This window comes from Larkinella bovis (assembly GCF_042655385.1).
GTDB classification, from domain to species: Bacteria; Bacteroidota; Bacteroidia; order Cytophagales; family Spirosomataceae; genus Larkinella; species Larkinella bovis.
This window is the reverse complement of record NZ_JBHSMA010000001.1, coordinates 1223248-1239426: the sequence shown is the minus strand read 5'-3', so window position 1 is coordinate 1239426 and position 16179 is coordinate 1223248. Positions and strand designations below refer to the sequence as shown.

At 55.1% G+C, this 16179-nt stretch carries 12 protein-coding genes; 8 read left to right on the top strand and 4 right to left on the bottom strand.

From position 1 onward, the window contains the following. Window positions 1-35 precede the first annotated feature (35 nt). The 6 genes from ACFPMF_RS05210 (at window position 36) to ACFPMF_RS05185 (ending at window position 7344) form a co-directional block, all read left to right on the top strand. The gene (locus ACFPMF_RS05210; protein ID WP_379841818.1) at window positions 36-1385 is read left to right on the top strand and encodes a sensor histidine kinase; all 1350 of its coding nucleotides are present in this window, start codon (window positions 36-38) and stop codon (window positions 1383-1385) included. Further along, window positions 1382-1975, top strand: coding sequence for a Crp/Fnr family transcriptional regulator (locus ACFPMF_RS05205; RefSeq protein WP_379841816.1), 594 nt, complete (start codon window positions 1382-1384; stop codon window positions 1973-1975). Before ACFPMF_RS05210 ends, ACFPMF_RS05205 begins: the two co-directional genes overlap by 4 nt. A 158-nt stretch (window positions 1976-2133) precedes the next feature. Beyond that, entirely contained in the window at window positions 2134-2736 is a 603-nt protein-coding gene (locus ACFPMF_RS05200; protein WP_379841814.1) for a DinB family protein, read from the top strand. 18 nt (window positions 2737-2754) lie between these two features. Then, window positions 2755-4071: a gluconate:H+ symporter gene (locus ACFPMF_RS05195; protein ID WP_379842747.1), complete on the top strand. Its 1317-nt coding sequence runs from the start codon at window positions 2755-2757 to the stop codon at window positions 4069-4071. Between the two features lie 228 nt (window positions 4072-4299). Then, entirely contained in the window at window positions 4300-5760 is a 1461-nt protein-coding gene (locus ACFPMF_RS05190; RefSeq protein WP_379841812.1) for a Gfo/Idh/MocA family protein, read from the top strand. A gap of 294 nt (window positions 5761-6054) precedes the next feature. Further along, entirely contained in the window at window positions 6055-7344 is a 1290-nt protein-coding gene (locus ACFPMF_RS05185; RefSeq protein ID WP_379841810.1) for a Na+/H+ antiporter, read from the top strand. 69 nt (window positions 7345-7413) lie between these two features. Here the strand turns inward: ACFPMF_RS05185 and ACFPMF_RS05180 are convergent, their stop codons facing one another. From ACFPMF_RS05180 to ACFPMF_RS05165, 4 genes are all read right to left on the bottom strand, one after another. Then, window positions 7414-8658 (bottom strand): DUF2264 domain-containing protein, encoded by a 1245-nt coding sequence (locus tag ACFPMF_RS05180; protein WP_379841808.1) that lies wholly within the window; start codon window positions 8656-8658, stop codon window positions 7414-7416. 167 nt (window positions 8659-8825) lie between these two features. After that, the gene (locus ACFPMF_RS05175) at window positions 8826-10187 is read right to left on the bottom strand and encodes a purple acid phosphatase family protein (RefSeq protein ID WP_379841806.1); all 1362 of its coding nucleotides are present in this window, start codon (window positions 10185-10187) and stop codon (window positions 8826-8828) included. Between the two features lie 156 nt (window positions 10188-10343). Then, complete coding sequence (locus ACFPMF_RS05170) at window positions 10344-12914, bottom strand: phosphocholine-specific phospholipase C (protein ID WP_379841804.1); 2571 nt, start codon at window positions 12912-12914, stop codon at window positions 10344-10346. 133 nt (window positions 12915-13047) lie between these two features. After that, window positions 13048-13995 (bottom strand): NAD(P)-dependent alcohol dehydrogenase, encoded by a 948-nt coding sequence (locus tag ACFPMF_RS05165; RefSeq protein WP_379841802.1) that lies wholly within the window; start codon window positions 13993-13995, stop codon window positions 13048-13050. 270 nt (window positions 13996-14265) lie between these two features. Between ACFPMF_RS05165 and ACFPMF_RS05160 the strand changes: the two genes are divergently transcribed. Beyond that, entirely contained in the window at window positions 14266-15411 is a 1146-nt protein-coding gene (locus ACFPMF_RS05160; protein WP_379841800.1) for a cellulase family glycosylhydrolase, read from the top strand. Next, the gene (locus tag ACFPMF_RS05155; RefSeq protein ID WP_379841798.1) at window positions 15411-16136 is read left to right on the top strand and encodes a pseudouridine synthase; all 726 of its coding nucleotides are present in this window, start codon (window positions 15411-15413) and stop codon (window positions 16134-16136) included. The genes ACFPMF_RS05160 and ACFPMF_RS05155 overlap by 1 nt, the downstream gene beginning before the upstream one ends. The last annotated feature ends 43 nt before the right edge of the window (window positions 16137-16179 follow it).

The window sequence follows — 16179 nt, the reverse complement described above, 5'->3', positions numbered from 1 at the left end:
CCTTACGACCTGTAGACGACACCGCCTGATTTGCAATGACGTACGAAGCCTTGTCTCCGCTTTTCTGGGGGATGGTGGTGGCCATGTTTCTGGCTAACTCTATCCAGTGGCTGATGTACCGCGAACGGATTTATGGTTTGTATACCGTCTACACCCTGATCTGGGCGTTTTATTTTGTAATCAACCACTTCGGATTTCCATACCAGCTGGGGAATTTTTATAAGCTTTCGTCGTATCTGGGCTATATTGTCTACCTGGAGCTGGCGAAGCTGTTCCTGAACCTCCGCGAGCGCCCCCGGTTTTTGCGTTGGGTGGTCGTGGTGCAGTGGTTGCTGGTTTTCTACTGTGTGGTCAAAACCTACGTCTACCTGTTCACGGACTGGTGGCAGTCGCCGGTGCATCAGATTCTGTTGCAGCCAATCCGGATTTCCATGCTGGCCGTTGGGACTTACATCGTTTATTCCTTTTTCCGCTCGAAGGACGTCGTGGCCCGGTTTTTTGTGGCCGGTACGGCTTCGTTGCTGGTCAACCACGCCATTACGGCGGCCTTGCTGCTGCATTCGCCGGACCTGAGCCTGTCGCTGCCCTTCTGGCGCCATCCCGATATGTTTTTGCAGGCCGGGGTGGTGCTGGATCTGATTTTCTTCTCGCTCGGTATTTCGTACCGCCACCGGCGGGAAGCGGTGCGAAAAGCGGTGGTGGAAAAAGACCTGGAGCGGGAGCGGGAACAGCGTCACCGCGAAAATCTGGAAGCCGATCTGGCCCTGCAACGGATGCAGCAGGAAAAAACCGAGGTACAGATGCGGGCCCTGCAAAGCCAGGTCAATCCGCACTTTCTGTTCAACGGCCTGAATACCCTCTCGTCGCTCATCGACGAAAGTCCCCGGCAGGCGAGTGTATTTGTCGACGAGCTTTCCAATGTCTACCGGTATTTGCTGCGAAGCAACGAGAACGACCTTGTAACCCTTTTCGACGAACTCCGCTTTCTCCGCTCGTATTTTCACCTGTTGCAAACACGGTTTGGGAGCAGCATTGCCCTACAAGTTACGGTGGCCCCGGAAAGTCGGGAGGCCTTATTGCCCCCGCTGACGTTGCAACTGCTGGTCGAGAATGCGGTAAAACACAACATTATTCTGCCCGATCAGCCGCTCACGATCCGCATCCGAACCACCAGCCCGGATACATTGATTGTTGAAAATAACCTGCAGCGCAAGAACTTACGCATCGAATCGAACGGTGTTGGGCTGTCAAATATCGATCATAAATACCGTTTGCTGAACCAGCCCGCCCCGCTCGTGGGCGAAGCCGATGGCTGGTTTCAGGTGATTCTGACGCTGTTGCAACAGCCGCAAACGCAATTTATTAATCCGGTGGGGCCACGATGAGCAGACAGACGGATGCGTTGGCGGAGTTGAAGAAGGTGGTTTTTCAGGGATCTGAATGGCCGGAAGAGGTGTGGGAAGCCTTTTCGGTTTGCTGGCATCCGGTCGAATACAAGCGCAAAACCATCCTGACCTCCGCCGGCGAAGTCGAACGGTATTTGTATTTTGTCGTGGAGGGGGTCCAGCGGGCGTATTACCTGGGGGCTACAAAACGGGATGCCACGCTGATTTTTTCGTATGCCGGGTCGATGTCGGGCATTATCGACTCCTTTCAGCTTCAGCAGCCTTCCCGGTATTACCTGGAAACCTTGACTGCCAGCCGGTTACTCCGGCTTTCCTTTCCCGATTTCAACCGCTTGCTGGCCACCTACCCGGTGCTGGAACGCTGGGGACGGCTCGGAACGGCGGCTGCCATGTCGGGGTTGATGGAGCGTTACATTGAATTAATGACGTTCAGCGCCGAAGAAAAATTCCGGATTTTGCTCACCAGGAGTCCGCACGTGTTGCAGTTGATTCCGCACAAGTACCTCGCATCCTACCTGGGCCTGGATCCGACCACGTTCAGCAAATTGCTGGCTTCGGTGAAGTTATAGGCCGGTTTTGGCGCGGTACGAATCGGTTTTTAGGGCTGATCCATCGCGGGAATCGGGTATCTTGCCAGGTGGTCATTTGATGATGGTGAAAATCTTGGCCTGCACCAAGATTTTTTGGTGAAAACCGTCTTAGGTTTGTGAAACAAAACCGCCCTATCATGCCTGAGTTTCAGACCGAAAAGTTACTCGATCAATTAGCGGAAGACACCCGAAAGCTGGTGGAAGTGGTCCAGCAGGAGTTTCGCCCGTTGACTAACGATGCCTTGAACCAACAACCGGGGCCCGCTCGCTGGAGTGTTGCGCAGTGCCTGGCGCACCTGAACAGCTACGGACAGTATTACCTTCCCGCTCTGGAAATGGCGTTTGCGGATGAAAACCGCCGACAGATCCCGGCATCTCCCCGGTTTCGGAGCAGTTGGTTTGGCAATTATTTCGCCAATTCGATGCGTCCGAAAACCGATGGATCGATCGGTCTGAAAATGAAAGCCGTTCAGGCGCACCGTCCGGCGGACGTTTTGCCGTCCGAAACGGTTTTGCGGATGTTTCTGGAACAGCAGCAGGCCTTGCTTGACCTGCTGGAGCAGGCCCGGCAGGTCAATATTCAGCAACTGACCGTGCCCATCTCGATCGCACGCTGGCTTCGGCTATCGGTGGGCGATACGTTCCGGTTCCTGATTGCCCACCAGCAACGGCACGTGTTGCAGGCCCAGCGGGTGGTTGCGGCATTAAATCTTCAGCCGGTTATTGCGGTCCAATCGTAATATTTCCTATGTTTGGTGATGCTCCTGACCGTCACCTTCCTTGCCATTCTGGCCCTGATTGGCCTGATTTCCGTTGTTCGTCTCCACACTTTTCTGGCCTTCCTGGCTGTTTCACTCGGGGCTGGTCTGGCCCTTGGCATGAAACCATTGGTGATTCTGGATTCGATTCAGAAGGGCATCGGTGGTACGCTGGGTTCCATTACCGCAATTATTGCGCTCGGTGCCATGCTGGGCAAACTGGTGGCCCAGAGCGGGGCCGCCCAGCGGATTGCGGTGCAGTTGATGGCTCTGGTCGGTACCCGGCACGCGCGCTGGGCGTTTCTGGTCACCGGTTTTATCGTCGGACTGCCCCTGTTTTATTCCGTCGGTTTTCTGCTGCTGGCTCCACTAGTCATTACGGTTTCGTACCGGTATAAACTTCCGGCGCTGTACATCGGACTGCCCATGCTGGCATCGCTCTCCGTGACGCAGGGTTACCTGCCTCCGCACCCGGCTCCGCTGGCGATTCTGAAACAGTTCAACGCCGATATGGGGCTGACGCTTTTTTACGGGATCATCGTGTCCATTCCGGCCATTCTCATTTCCGGGGCCCTGTTTGGCTCGACTGTAAAACGCTACACGACCCCCGCGAATCCGGCCTTTGTGGCCCCCGACCTGTCCGAAGAGCAGATGCCGTCGTCGCTCACCAGTTTCCTGACGGTTTTGCTGCCGATTCTACTCATTGGCTTCAGCACGTTTCTGAGTCCCTTTTTACCCGAAAACTCCGTGGTTCAGCAGGTGGTTGTCTTCGCAGGTGAACCCGTGGTGAGCATGTTTCTGTCGGTGCTGGTCGCGTCGTATACGCTCGGGGTGGCCCGGGGAAAAACCATTCCCGACGTGACGGGGCTGTTCGGCGATGCGATCAAGGATGTGGCGATGCTGTTCCTGATTTTTGGCGGGGCCGGGGCCCTGAAGCAGGTGCTGACCGACGGGGGGGTAAGTCAGTCCATTGCCGGAATGATGGAAAATTCGACGCTGCATCCTTACGTCCTGGCCTGGGGCATGGCCGCGCTCATCCGGGTTTGTACGGGTTCCTCGACGGTGTCGGGCATTACGACCGCCGGTTTTGTCGCGCCGATGCTGGCGTCGACCGGCGTCGAACCGAATCTGATGGTGTTGAGCATCGGGGCCGGCAGCATGATGTTTTCCCACGTCAACGATACCGGTTTCTGGCTTTTCCGCGAATACTTCCAGCTCTCAATGGCCGATACCCTCAAAACCTGGTCGATCATGGAAACGCTGGTGTCGATTACGGGTTTGCTGGGCGTGATGGCGCTGAGTTGGGTGCTCGGTTGAGGTTCGGTATTCCCACACCGAAACGGTGTTGTTTCCTGCATTCCTGACCTGGTTCCGGAACCGGCACGGAGAACTCGTAGGCTCCCTGGCCAACGGGGCTCTTTCGGCCCGATAAACGGTTTTAAACGAAACGGAATTTGTGGTTTATTCTTGAACCAGTGTCGGCACATTTGCGTATATTCAGACAGAAATGTGCTTTTAATCGCAGACTCAAAAACCGGTAAACCTATGCATTCCAATCGACGCGACTTTATCAAGGGACTGACAGCGGCTTCGGCGCTGGTGGCCACCCAGAGTGTCGCCAAACCCTTTCATATCATCAGGGATCTGAAAAAGATCAGTCCCAACGACAAAATCCGCATTGCCACCATCGGGATGGGGATTCAGGGAAATTACGATACCCAGGCGGCTTTGCGAAACCCGGATGTGGAACTGGTGGCCGTGGCGGATCTGTATTCAGGGCGACTCGAACACGCCCGCACCGCTTTTGGGCAACAACTGTTTACCACCCGCGATTACCGCGAAATTCTGGCCCGGCCCGACGTCGATGCGGTTTTGGTGGTAACGCCCGACCACTGGCACGACCATATTACGATTGCCGCCCTGAAAGCCGGGAAGCACGTTTATTGCGAAAAACCGATGGTGCAGCACCTGAACGAAGGCAAAGCCGTAATCGATGCCTGGAAAAAATCCGGGAAAACCATGCAGGTAGGTAGCCAGCGCATCAGCAGTGCGTCTTTCAAGGAAGCCAAGCGCCTGATCGAAGCCGGAGAAATCGGGCAGATCAACTACATCGAGTCCAACAACGACCGGTTTAACGCCATTGGGGCCTGGAACTACTCCGTACCGCCGGATGCCAACCCGCAGACCGTCGACTGGGACCGTTTCCTGGGCGATGCCCCGAAACGACCGTTTGATCCGATCCGGTTTTTCCGCTGGCGGAATTTCAAGGATTACGGCACGGGCGTGGCCGGTGACCTGTTCATTCACCTGATCACGGGGGTTCACTACGTGACCAATACTCTGGGGCCCACCCGTATTTATTCGTCGGGCAACCTGGCCTATTGGAAAGAACACCGCGATGTGCCGGATGTAATGACGAGCATCATGGATTATCCGAAAACCGATCAGCACGAAGCCTTCCAGATGGTGTTGCGGGTAAACTTCGCCAATGCCGGGAAAATCAGCAACGTGACGCGGATCATCGGCAACGAAGGCACCGTCGAGTTTTCGGAAAATAACCTGATTCTGACCAAGAAAAAACTCCCGATTGCGCCCGGTTACGGCAATTACGACAGTTTCTTTACGTTCACGGAAGATGTGCAGAAGAAGTTTGTGGAGCAGTACGACGCCAAGTATCCGCCCGAAACCCGCACCGCCGAACCCGTGAAGGAAATCAAATTCGAAGCGCCGAAGGATGACGACGCCCACGCCAAGCACTTCGGGGATTTCTTCACCAATGTGCGGGCGGGGAGTCAGGGTACCGTCGAGGACCCGGTTTTTGGCTTCCGGGCAGCCGCCCCGGTGCTGGCCTGCAACGAAAGCTATTTTGAGAAAAAGGTCGTGCACTGGGACCCTGTGACCATGACGCAGAAGAACCCGGCAGCCACCACCGCCAAGAAACCCGCCACCGGCAAAAAAAGCCCGGCTCCGGGTAAAAAAGGGAACACGGTAGCGACAAAATCCTGAAATTCCTTTTTATTTGCTCTGGATCGATGGCCCGTATGTGAATGCGGGCCATCGAAGTTTATACCGGCTGGCCATCGGTTTATAGTTTTCCGTTTTCGGATACGGCGACCCAGAATGCGGCTGATTCCTATCCTCTAACGAACAGAAATTGTATTCTATAGTAGGCAGTTAGACAAAAGAGAAAAGATGAAAGAGTACTTTGTTGATTTTTACCTAATTAGTCGCTTGTCTATTCTCTTTCTTCTTTAATCTGCATATAGAAACCGTATACCGTAAACTGTAAACAGAAAACACGTGGAAAACTACAGTATCGTATTGATCATCATGGCGATCATGATCGTGTTATCGGCGGTCGCCAGTCGAATCCGGTTGCCGTATCCGATTCTGCTGGTGCTGGCGGGCATCACGATCGGTTATTTGCCGGGCATTCCGGCCATTACCCTGAATCCGGAGGTTATTTTTTTGATTTTTCTGCCGCCGTTGCTGTACGATGCGGCCTTTAATATCTCGTTTAAGGAACTGCGGAGCAATTGGGCGACCGTCAGCTCCCTGGCGATTTCGCTGGTTTTTCTAACCACTACAGCCATTGCCGTCACGGCGTACTACCTGATTCCGGGCCTGAACTGGCCGATGGCGTTTGCGTTGGGAGCCATTCTTTCGCCCCCCGATGCGGTGGCGGCCACCAACGTAACGAAGGGGCTGGGACTTTCACACCGTACCCTGACCATTCTGGAGGGGGAAAGCCTGGTGAACGATGCGTCCGGGTTGATTGCTTACCGGTTTGCCGTTGGGGCTATTGCCGGGGCCGGTTTTCAATTCTGGAATGCCTATCTGCAATTCATCATTGTCGTGGTGGGTGGTATTGGCATCGGCTTTCTGTACGGGAAGCTGCTGACCTATTTTCTGCGCCGGGTGTACGGAAATAGCCTGATTGCCATCAGTGCCATGGCGGTTTCTCCCTTTATCGTGTATTTGCTGGCCGAGGAAGTACACGTTTCGGGCGTTTTGGCCGTTGTGGTGCAGGGAATCACGATGTCGCAATACACCAATCGCCTGTTTCCGACTTCGGTCAAGAATCAAAACAAATCGTTTTGGGATGTCATCATTTTTCTGCTCAACGGTTTTGTTTTTATTCTGATCGGGCTTCAGTTTCCGCAGGTGGTCGAAAACATCGATTCCAATTCGATTTTGCCGCTCATCGGGATTGGCTTCCTGATCAGCTTGATCATGCTGATCATTCGCATGGGCTGGGTGTTCGGACATAACAACAACCTGGAAAAGTCCATTAACCGGCGTAATCAGATGCCGGAGCGCAAACGTCACTTCCAGTTTTATTCCGACGAAAAGATTGACTGGCGGGATGCCCTGATCATCGGCTGGGCCGGTATGCGGGGGATTATTTCGCTGGCCACGGCCCTGGCGCTGCCCCTGACGCTGGCAGGTGGACAGCCGTTCCCGGAACGGAATACACTGATCTTTTTATCCGTCGTGGTCGTGCTGATCACCCTCGTGTTGCAGGGCTTGAGTCTGCCGTTCTTAGTCCGACGGCTGAAAGTCGGGCAGCAACTGGAAAAAGCAACGTAGAAATGCGCATTTCAAGAACGCAAAACAGCCCACGACCTCAATCGTGGGCTGTTTTGCGTTCGGAGTTTCTTAATCCCGGGCGTGTTTGATGGGGATATTTTCGCCTTTCCAGAGTCGTTTGGTAGTCCAGTCTTTGTCGGCGCCGGTCCAGAAGGCATCGGTGGCCGGTAAACCCAGCATCAGAAACGCTTCCGAGCACAGGTACAGGCTCCCGGTAGAAATATAGGTTTCGCCGACCAGCGGCTGATGCCCGACCAAGCCGATTTGCAGCCAGCCATTTTTATCGAACGTGCCGGGGGCTTCGACCTGCCGTTTGATCACGGTGTACAGGGCGGCCCGCACCTGCTGCGGTTCCAGCCCTTCGGGCAGCGCTTTCAGCAAGGCAATCTGCGACAGGAGCTGAAACGCGCCAAACCGATATGCCAGTGACCGACCCAGGGGCGGATACGTACCTTCCGGCGAAATCAGACTTTCCTGCACCTCGGCGTAACGCTGCGCCCGGGCCAGGACGGTTTCGTATTCCTTTTTCAGGGACTGACTCGTTGGGGTTGCTTCCACCAGGGTTTTCAGCACGTCCAGCAACATCGGCTGGATGACAAAACTGTTGTAATAATCCCAGTGGAAATTCGGCCCGTCGCCGTACGCCCCATCGCCTTTATACCACAACTGGTGGGATTTCAGCGCGTAATCGATCCGCATCCGGTCGCAGGAGCCGTCGAATTTCAGCAGGGCGGCTTCCACTTCGGCGCTGAACAGCAGCCAGTTGTTGTAGCCGGGCGTAATCACGCGGGTGGCCTTCAGGGCGGCAATCACATTGGCTTTGGTCTTGGCATCCAGCCGGTTCCAGAGCTGGGTGGGGGCTCGCAACAACCCCTGCGCCAGAAAAGCCGCATCGACCACGGGCTGACCTCCTTTCGAAAAATTCATAAAATCCGGTGCGTTCGGGTCGGTGGCATTCCGCAAACCGGCCAGGGCAAGGTCGATGTATTTTTTACGCAGCTGACCTTCGGGGCTGGCATCCGGGCCGAGTTCGAGCCAGGGTGCCATGCCGGCCAGCAACCGCCCGAAAGCCTCCAGGTACGTATAGTCCTCCCGGTTTTTTCCGGATGATTCGATGGGCATTTTGGCCCGCAACTGGTTCTGGCTCAGTGATACCAAAACCGGGTCGGCGATGCGAACCAGGGTCTGCACCAGATAGGCGCGTTCGGCTTCCGGGGTTTCTTTCGGGGCGCGGGCGGAAAGTGGATTTGCCAGAACCACTAAAAAAAAGAACAGGACCGGCCAGCCGGACGGTCCTGCTCCTGCAATTGTCACGAAAAATAACCGGGTAAGGGCGGAAAGTGGTTTCGGATGGATCATGGGGCATAGGATAAAACGAACGGTTTAATAAGTCACAAACCCGGTTTTTCCTACTCTCAGACGAATCCTTTCTCTATTTTCAACCACAGCCACCCGGCAAGGGCCAACCCGAAAAGCCCGGCTTACTTACGTTTGTTCAGGTAGTTATCCCGATCCTTCGCGTAACTATCGACCTGTTCTTTTTTATACCGCGTTTCAAATTTATCGGGTGGCAGTAACGACTCCGGCCCGAGCGACGGACTGGCGGTAAATTTCAGGCGGCCTTTTTTGTCTTTCTCAATCGAAAAGGCATCGTATACATCACCCCGAACGGTTTTGGACGTGTACTGAATTCGGGTTGGCGTGATGTCAATGAGCTGGTAGAGTTGCAGCGACGAGCCTGCCCGCTCGATCCAGTCGGGAAAACGAATGGCATTCTGATACGGCCCCGAAACGCTCACCACGTACACGGGTAGCGTTCCATTCATCCGGCCGCGGGCGTACACGTGTTCATGACCGGTTAAAACCAGCGGCACCTGATACCGCTCGTAGAGGGCTTTGAATTCCGGGAAACGCACCCCGGCTTCCCGGTTGCGGGCCAGTTGCTCCATCGAATAGTGGTGCGTAATAATCACCCAGTCGCCTTTGAATTCTTTCAGGCGCTCTTCCAGCCAGACCAGCATTTTCTGGGTGCCGGGTTTGTCAATCGGATACCGGATAAGGTTCAGGGAAATAAGCCGGATGTTGTTGTAATCGACAAAGTAGGTTTCTTCTTCCTGACCCGCGGGACCGTTCTGGGGGAAGGTGAAATTCAGCCGCCAGTGTTTCGTCAGGTAGTCGGGCGATGCGGCATTGGCATACTCGTGATTGCCCGGCGTTGCCAGCATCGGATAACTTTGGTAGACCCAGCCGCCCGTCGGGAAAAATTCGTTCCAGTTGCCCAGGTTTTCGGCGCCCCGGTGAACCAGGTCGCCCCCGAAAAGCAGGAATTTGGCATCCGGTTTATCCATAATCGCTTTGCGGATCGTCCGGCTGCCCAGCGAGTAAATGTCGCGCTGGACATCGCCCAAATAGATAAAGGAAAAGGGCTCCCGGGTACCGGAAGCGGTGGTGAACTCCGCCCATTCCGACCAGTAGGTATGATTACCGACCCGGTAGCTATACGTCGTATTGGGCTTCAGTCCCTGAAGGTTCGCACTGTGGTGATTCCAGGTGCCATCGTCGGCCGTATGCCGCTCCGTCTTCGCCGGTAAGCGTTTCACCTGATCCTTGAAAAAGGGCGTTGCGGTCGTTTCGGTATATTCCACGTAACTGACCCGAACGGTATCATGCGTGCGCCAGGAAACACTCTGGCTCGAAACCGGCGCGGTTTCCCAGGAGATGGAAATGTGGTGCGGATACCGAAAGGAGAGTGAGGAAGGATCTTCCTCCTCAAAACGGCCCCGGGCCGACAAGGCCAAATACCCGGCTACGCCCAAGACTAACAACAACGCCTTATAGTTCATACTTCCTGATAATAAGTGAATAGAATCGTTCACCTAACCTTACGGTTAAACCGCCGGAAAAGACTAGTGGGAAGGGGCGTTGGATTGGCAAGTACACAAAAAATGCAGCAGCCCGGATCGTAACGACCCAGGCTGCTGCCTAAATATAAGTGAGTCTTACACGATTTCACCGCCCATCAGGGGGTCCGTGAAACTCGGTTTGCCGGTTTCCACCCGTCCGGCGTAGCGTTTTTCAAAAACCGTCTGGCCCGAAACTTTCACGCTGAAATCGTACCAGCCGAAGCTCTTGCTCAGGTCGAGTACCAGACTGCCCTGCGCTCCTTTGGCCACCACTTTCGACTTCGTGCCGGTTTTGTAGGCGTGGTCTTTTACCTCCACCGTTACGGCCTTGGCTTTATCCAGGTTCGTGATTTTAAGCTCAATATTGCCCGTCAGGGTTTTCGATTGGGGCGTTTTTCGCTGGTATTCACACTGAATGTCGAGCAGAGGGTCCTGACCATTACCGATGAGTTCGCGGAAAAAACCGTTCGGGCCGTACACCCGGAAATGATAGGTTTCCTGTTCAAAATTGCTCAGGGGCCAGCTATCCGCCAGACGGTCGCCGGCCGAAACCGCATAGTCGCGGACCTTGATATCCCGCTCCGGTTTATGGGCTGCGGAGGCATAATTGTCCAGTGCATACACCGTAAACGGCGAGCCAGCCGATTTGGCCCCGAAGATTTCATTTTTTGCCTGAAGCGTAATGCCGAACGATTTTTTGTCGGCACTCAGTTTGCCGTCGGCGTACAACTGATACGGCAGGGGGCAGGCCGCCCGAATCCCTTTTTCCTGGCGGGGAAGGAGGGAGGCCCCGGCCGCATTCCGACCGATCTGCTCAATTTCGGCCGGGCTTAATTTTTTGAAACCCGAGGGCAGTTCCTTGAATTTGGCTTTATGAATGCTTTCCACAAATTCGTTGCGGGCCACGAAGGTCGGCAGCGGAATCTTCTCCCCGTTGTACGGACGGAACACCGACGTCAAATCTCCGCAAACCGTCCGGCGCCAGGCGCTGATGTTGGATTCCTCAATTTTTTTGCCGGTTTTTTTGCTCAGGAACACTTCCAGGAATTGCAGAATGGAGGTGTGGTCAAACACTTCCGACGACACCATGCCGCCCCGGCTCCAGGGGGAAGCAATGACCAGCGGAACCCGGTAGCCGAGGCCGATGGAACTGGCGCGGGCTTCTTTCTGCGCATTGCTGCTCTTGCGTTGCAGTTCGTGCTCCAGGTACTGATGCTCCACGCTCGTGTCGATGCCTTTCGATACCCGTCCGGTTTCGGGTTTGTCGGGATGCGGGGCCACAAACGGCGGCACGTGGTCGAAATAACCGTCGTTCTCGTCGTAGCACAGGATGAAAACCGTCTTTTTCCAGACTTCCGGATTCTGCGTCAGAATGTCGAGCATTTCCGAGATGTACCAGGCGCCGTACCAGGCTGCTCCCGGGTGATCGGAGAAGTTTTCGGGAGCAACGACCCACGAAACCGTTGGTAAGGTGCGGTTTTTAACGTCGGTTCGGAATTGGTGCAGAACGTCGCCTTTCGGAATTTCCACCTCCCGTTCGGTGCTGCCATCGTGGTATTTCAGTTTGGTCAGCGAATGGTAATCGGGATCGTTTTTGTTGGTTGTGAAAGCTTTCTCGTGGAGGTTTCTGGACCGTTGCGACAATTGCGCGAATTTTTCCCGACTGTATTTCTCCCGGTGTTCCTTTCCGGTTTTCAGGTCGGCTTCTTTCCGGGCCAGTTCTTTTTTGAGTTTTTCGGTTTCCGCCCCGGTTTCGGGCAGTGCCTTGATTTTGGCGGTCAACGCCTGAATCTCGGCCGGAAGGGCAGCCAGCCGTTGGGCGAGGTGTTTCTGGTAGGCTTCGGAAAAGTAAACGTTGTATTGTTCGAACCATTCGATGGGATTGTCCGTAAAATTGGCCAGCCAGTCGGCCTGTTCCCCTTCGAAACCCACGGGAAGGCTCAGTTCGTTCTGGTAAATTTTCCAGGAAATACCGTGTTCTTCCAGCCGTTCGGGGAAGGTTGTCCAGCGGGCCGTATCGTCGTAATCGACATCTTCGTTGCGGACGTTGGCTTTCACGGAGCGGTCCGGTTTTTCGCGAATGGTGCCCGTCCAGAGGTAGAGCCGGTTGGGCGTGGTGCCGGTCAGGGACGAACAGAAATTCTGGTCGCAAACCGTAAAGGCATCGGCGAAAGCGTAATAAAACGGAATGTCCTCCCGATTATAGTAGCCCAGTGTCAGCGGCATTTTGGCGTATTCCTTGTTGCCGGATTGTTTGGATTGCAGCCATTTGTCGTACTTTCCGTCGTTGCGGGCATCCACCTGATTCGTCCACGAGTGGGGCAGTGAACTCATCCAGGTGGCTTTGGTGTCTTTCAGGTTCAGGCGGAACGGCGCGTAGGTCTCACCCGCGCCGTTGGTCTGGAGCCAGACCGGGTTTTTATTGGGCAGGGTAATCGCCCGGGGGTCATTGAAACCCCGGACGCCCTGCAACGTCCCGAAGCTGTGGTCGAACGAGCGGTTTTCCTGCATCAGAATAACGACGTGTTCGGCATCCAGAAAGGTGCTGCCCGGTTGCGGGTCGATGGCGAGGGCTTTTTGAATTGAGTCGGGCAAAGCCTCGAAAAGACTGGTTCCGCTGGCTAAGAGGGCGGCTTTTTTGAGAAATTCTCTACGGGTATCTGTCATATTGGGCCGGATAGTGAGTACCCGGTAAAGGTACTCGTTTTTCAACCCACTGCTAAAAAAAGCCGCCCAATTTAATAGAATGGTAACTTTTTGAAGCCTTTGGCAACGAGTATCCCCGAAAGGAAAGGCGGTTTTAGAGTTCCACCACCAGTTTCCCCTTGACATGACCTGCTTCCATATGGGCGTGGGCCTGGGCGAGTTCGTCCAGCCGGTACGTTCGTTCGATAACCGGAAGCAGCCTGCCGTCGGCAACCTGTTTGAGCAGCCAGTTCATGTCCTCGGGTTTAAACGAAAAAACCAGCGATTCGGCTTTTTGCCGGGTAAAAATGGTCAGGACCTGCTCCACAAGCTGTTTCGCGGAAGGAATAGTGGTCACGTAACTGCCGTCATCGGTCAGAATTTCCCGGCACTCGTCGAACGAGCTTTTACCAATGGCGTCGAAAACCAGGTTGTATTCCTCCAGCCCTTTGGTAAAGTCGGCGCGGTTGTAATCAACGATGACGTCGGCCCCGAGTTGCCGGGCCAGGGGAGCCCCTTCCGCGCTGCAAACCGCCGTGACATGGGCCCCCAGTATTTTGGCAAGCTGGATGGCAAACGTACCCACACCGCCCGTTGCTCCATTGATCAGCACCCGGTCGCCCGCCTTCAGATGGCCTTTGCCGAGCAGGGCTTGCAGGGCGGTTCCGGCCGCGATGGGCATGGCGGCTCCCGATACAAAAATCACCGGATCGGGCAGCCGGGCAATGTGGGTGTCTTTGGCCACCGCATATTCGGCATAACCGCCCCCTTCCGGCCCGAGCGAGGCCACCACCCGGTCGCCGGGTTGAAAATCCTTGACCATCAGCCCCACGGCTTCGATAATACCGGCGCATTCGCCCCCCAGAATCTTGGGAAAATGGCCCGACAGCAGGAGCTTCATGTCGCCTTTCCGCACTTTTGTATCCATCGGATTGATGCCAGCCGCCTGAACCCGAATCAGCACCTTGTGCGGATCGTTGATGCGATCGACGGTGGGCGTCGGGACTTCCCGAACGTGCAGTTCGTAACTTTCTCCGTATTGGTCAATAATGGCCGCTTTCATAGCATTGGATTGATTGTTCGTATGGCTGTAGGATTGCTGCGGGAATCTAACGGCTTTCCCTATCCCTAAACCGGTTTGCCGGACGGTGGTTTACTCGTTTTAGGCTACGGGACGATTTGCTCCTCAGCAAACCACCGGAAAGCGGTTTTGCCCCTGCGAAAGGGAGAGTGCCAGACCGTTTGCCGGGAAGTCCTGGAGTGGTAGGGGGGTGATGAAAACGCACGAATGCCCTTTTTCTGTAAGTTTGTCATGAATCTATTCCAACCCCGTATGCAACGTCGCACATTTCTTCAACATTCCGGTGTATTGGCTGCGGCTGTCAGCACGTCCGGACCGGCGGTTTTAGCATCGTCCGCTGGGTCCGTGACGAAAAACAAACTGCCAAAGTGGAAGGGCTTTAACCTGCTGGATTTCTTTTCGCCCAATCCGGCCCAGAGCCGTCCGGCGACTTCGGAAGAGTACCTGAAATGGATGCGCGACTGGGGGTTCGATTTTGTCCGGCTTCCGATGGCCTATCCGGCCTATCTCAAGTTTGACCGCAGCCGAAATATAACGCCCGAGGAGGTGTATCAGATTGATGAACAGGCCGTGGAAAGGATCGATACGCTGGTGGCGTCGGCCCATAAATACGGTTTGCACGTGAGCCTGAATCTGCACCGGGCACCCGGTTACTGCGTCAATGCGGGGTTTAATGAACCGTATAACCTCTGGCGCGACCAGCAGGCGCAGGATGCCTTCAATTTTCACTGGAACTACTGGGCCAAAAAATACAAAACCGTCGCCCCGCAGAAAATCAGCTTCGATCTGGTAAACGAACCCAGTATGCGGGAGGACATGAACGATCAGCATTCCAAACGCAGCTCGGTGCCGGGGCAGGTGTACCGGAAAGTGGCCCAAGCGGCTTCGGAAGCCATCCGGAAGGAAAATCCGAACCACCTGGTGATTGCCGACGGCAACGATGTAGGTTCGTCCGTCATTCCCGAAATTACCGATCTGGACATTGCCCAAAGCTGCCGGGGGTATTTTCCGGGTCTCATTTCGCATTACAAAGCCCCCTGGGCGAACAAAGATCCAGACAACCTGCCGGTGCCGAAATGGCCGGGGCAGGTGGGCGACAAATACTACGGCCGTGCTATGCTCGAAACCTTTTACAAACCGTGGATTGGTCTGGTAAATCAGGGCGTTGGCGTGCATTGTGGCGAATGTGGCTGCTGGAACAAAACCCCGCACGATGTTTTTCTGGCCTGGTTCGGCGATGTACTCGATATCCTGACCAGCCACGGCATTGGGTTTGCGCTCTGGGAATTCAGCGGGGATTTTGGGGTACTCAACTCCCGGCGAGCCGACGTAGCCTATGAGGACTTCCACGGCCAGAAACTGGACCGGAAGCTCCTGAATCTGTTAAGCAAGTATTGATGGGAGAGGAGTCAATCGAACGAGCCGACATTCCGGCCGAACGTGAACTTCCGGTTCTGTACCGGGACGAGGAGCTGGTAGCGATTAATAAACCGCACGGGTTGCTGGTGCACCGGTCGATGATTGCCAGTGATGCCAGCGAATTTGCCGTTCAGTTGCTGCGCGACCAGTTGGGCCAGCGGGTTTATCCGGTTCACCGGCTGGACCGAAAAACCGGCGGGGTGCTGCTGTTTGCGCTGAACGAACGAATGAATTCGCTGATGCAGCAACAGTTTGCCGAAGGAAAGGTGCAGAAAACCTACCGGGCGATCGTCCGCGGCTACACGCCGGATGACCTGGAAATCGATTATCCGCTCCGGCGCGAAGATGGCGTTGTCCAGGAAGCCTTTACCCGGTTGAAAACCCTCCGGCGCACGGAAGTGAACCTGCCGTTTGGCAAACACCCCACCTCCCGGTATTCGCTGGTGGAATTGCAGCCGACCACCGGGCGGCTGCACCAGTTGCGCAAACACATGGCCCATGTTTTTCACCCGATCATTGGTGATCGACCGCACGGCTGCAACAAACAGAATAAGCTGTTCAAGGAGCAGTTCGGGATGGATACCATGCTGCTGCATGCACAACGGATCCAGTTTCAGCATCCGGTAACGGGCCACGAAATCCGCGTTTCGGCGCCCTGTCAGGCTGAATTTGAGCGGATGCTGGCGGTTTTGTTTGCCGATTAGCCGTATCTTGCCGGGGAGTTGAAGCTGGGGCCTGGTAAGGAGC

Excerpts from the sequence above, each read along its gene's own strand:
- ACFPMF_RS05210 (WP_379841818.1), top strand. The coding sequence starts at position 36 with ATGACGTACGAAGCCTTGTCTCCGCTTTTCTGGGGGATGGTGGTGGCC.
- ACFPMF_RS05205 (WP_379841816.1), top strand. The coding sequence starts at position 1,382 with ATGAGCAGACAGACGGATGCGTTGGCGGAGTTGAAGAAGGTGGTTTTT.
- ACFPMF_RS05200 (WP_379841814.1), top strand. The coding sequence starts at position 2,134 with ATGCCTGAGTTTCAGACCGAAAAGTTACTCGATCAATTAGCGGAAGAC.
- ACFPMF_RS05195 (WP_379842747.1), top strand. The coding sequence starts at position 2,755 with ATGCTCCTGACCGTCACCTTCCTTGCCATTCTGGCCCTGATTGGCCTG.
- ACFPMF_RS05190 (WP_379841812.1), top strand. The coding sequence starts at position 4,300 with ATGCATTCCAATCGACGCGACTTTATCAAGGGACTGACAGCGGCTTCG.
- ACFPMF_RS05175 (WP_379841806.1), bottom strand. The coding sequence starts at position 10,187 with ATGAACTATAAGGCGTTGTTGTTAGTCTTGGGCGTAGCCGGGTATTTG.
- ACFPMF_RS05170 (WP_379841804.1), bottom strand. The coding sequence starts at position 12,914 with ATGACAGATACCCGTAGAGAATTTCTCAAAAAAGCCGCCCTCTTAGCC.
- ACFPMF_RS05165 (WP_379841802.1), bottom strand. The coding sequence starts at position 13,995 with ATGAAAGCGGCCATTATTGACCAATACGGAGAAAGTTACGAACTGCAC.
- ACFPMF_RS05160 (WP_379841800.1), top strand. The coding sequence starts at position 14,266 with ATGCAACGTCGCACATTTCTTCAACATTCCGGTGTATTGGCTGCGGCT.
- ACFPMF_RS05155 (WP_379841798.1), top strand. The coding sequence starts at position 15,411 with ATGGGAGAGGAGTCAATCGAACGAGCCGACATTCCGGCCGAACGTGAA.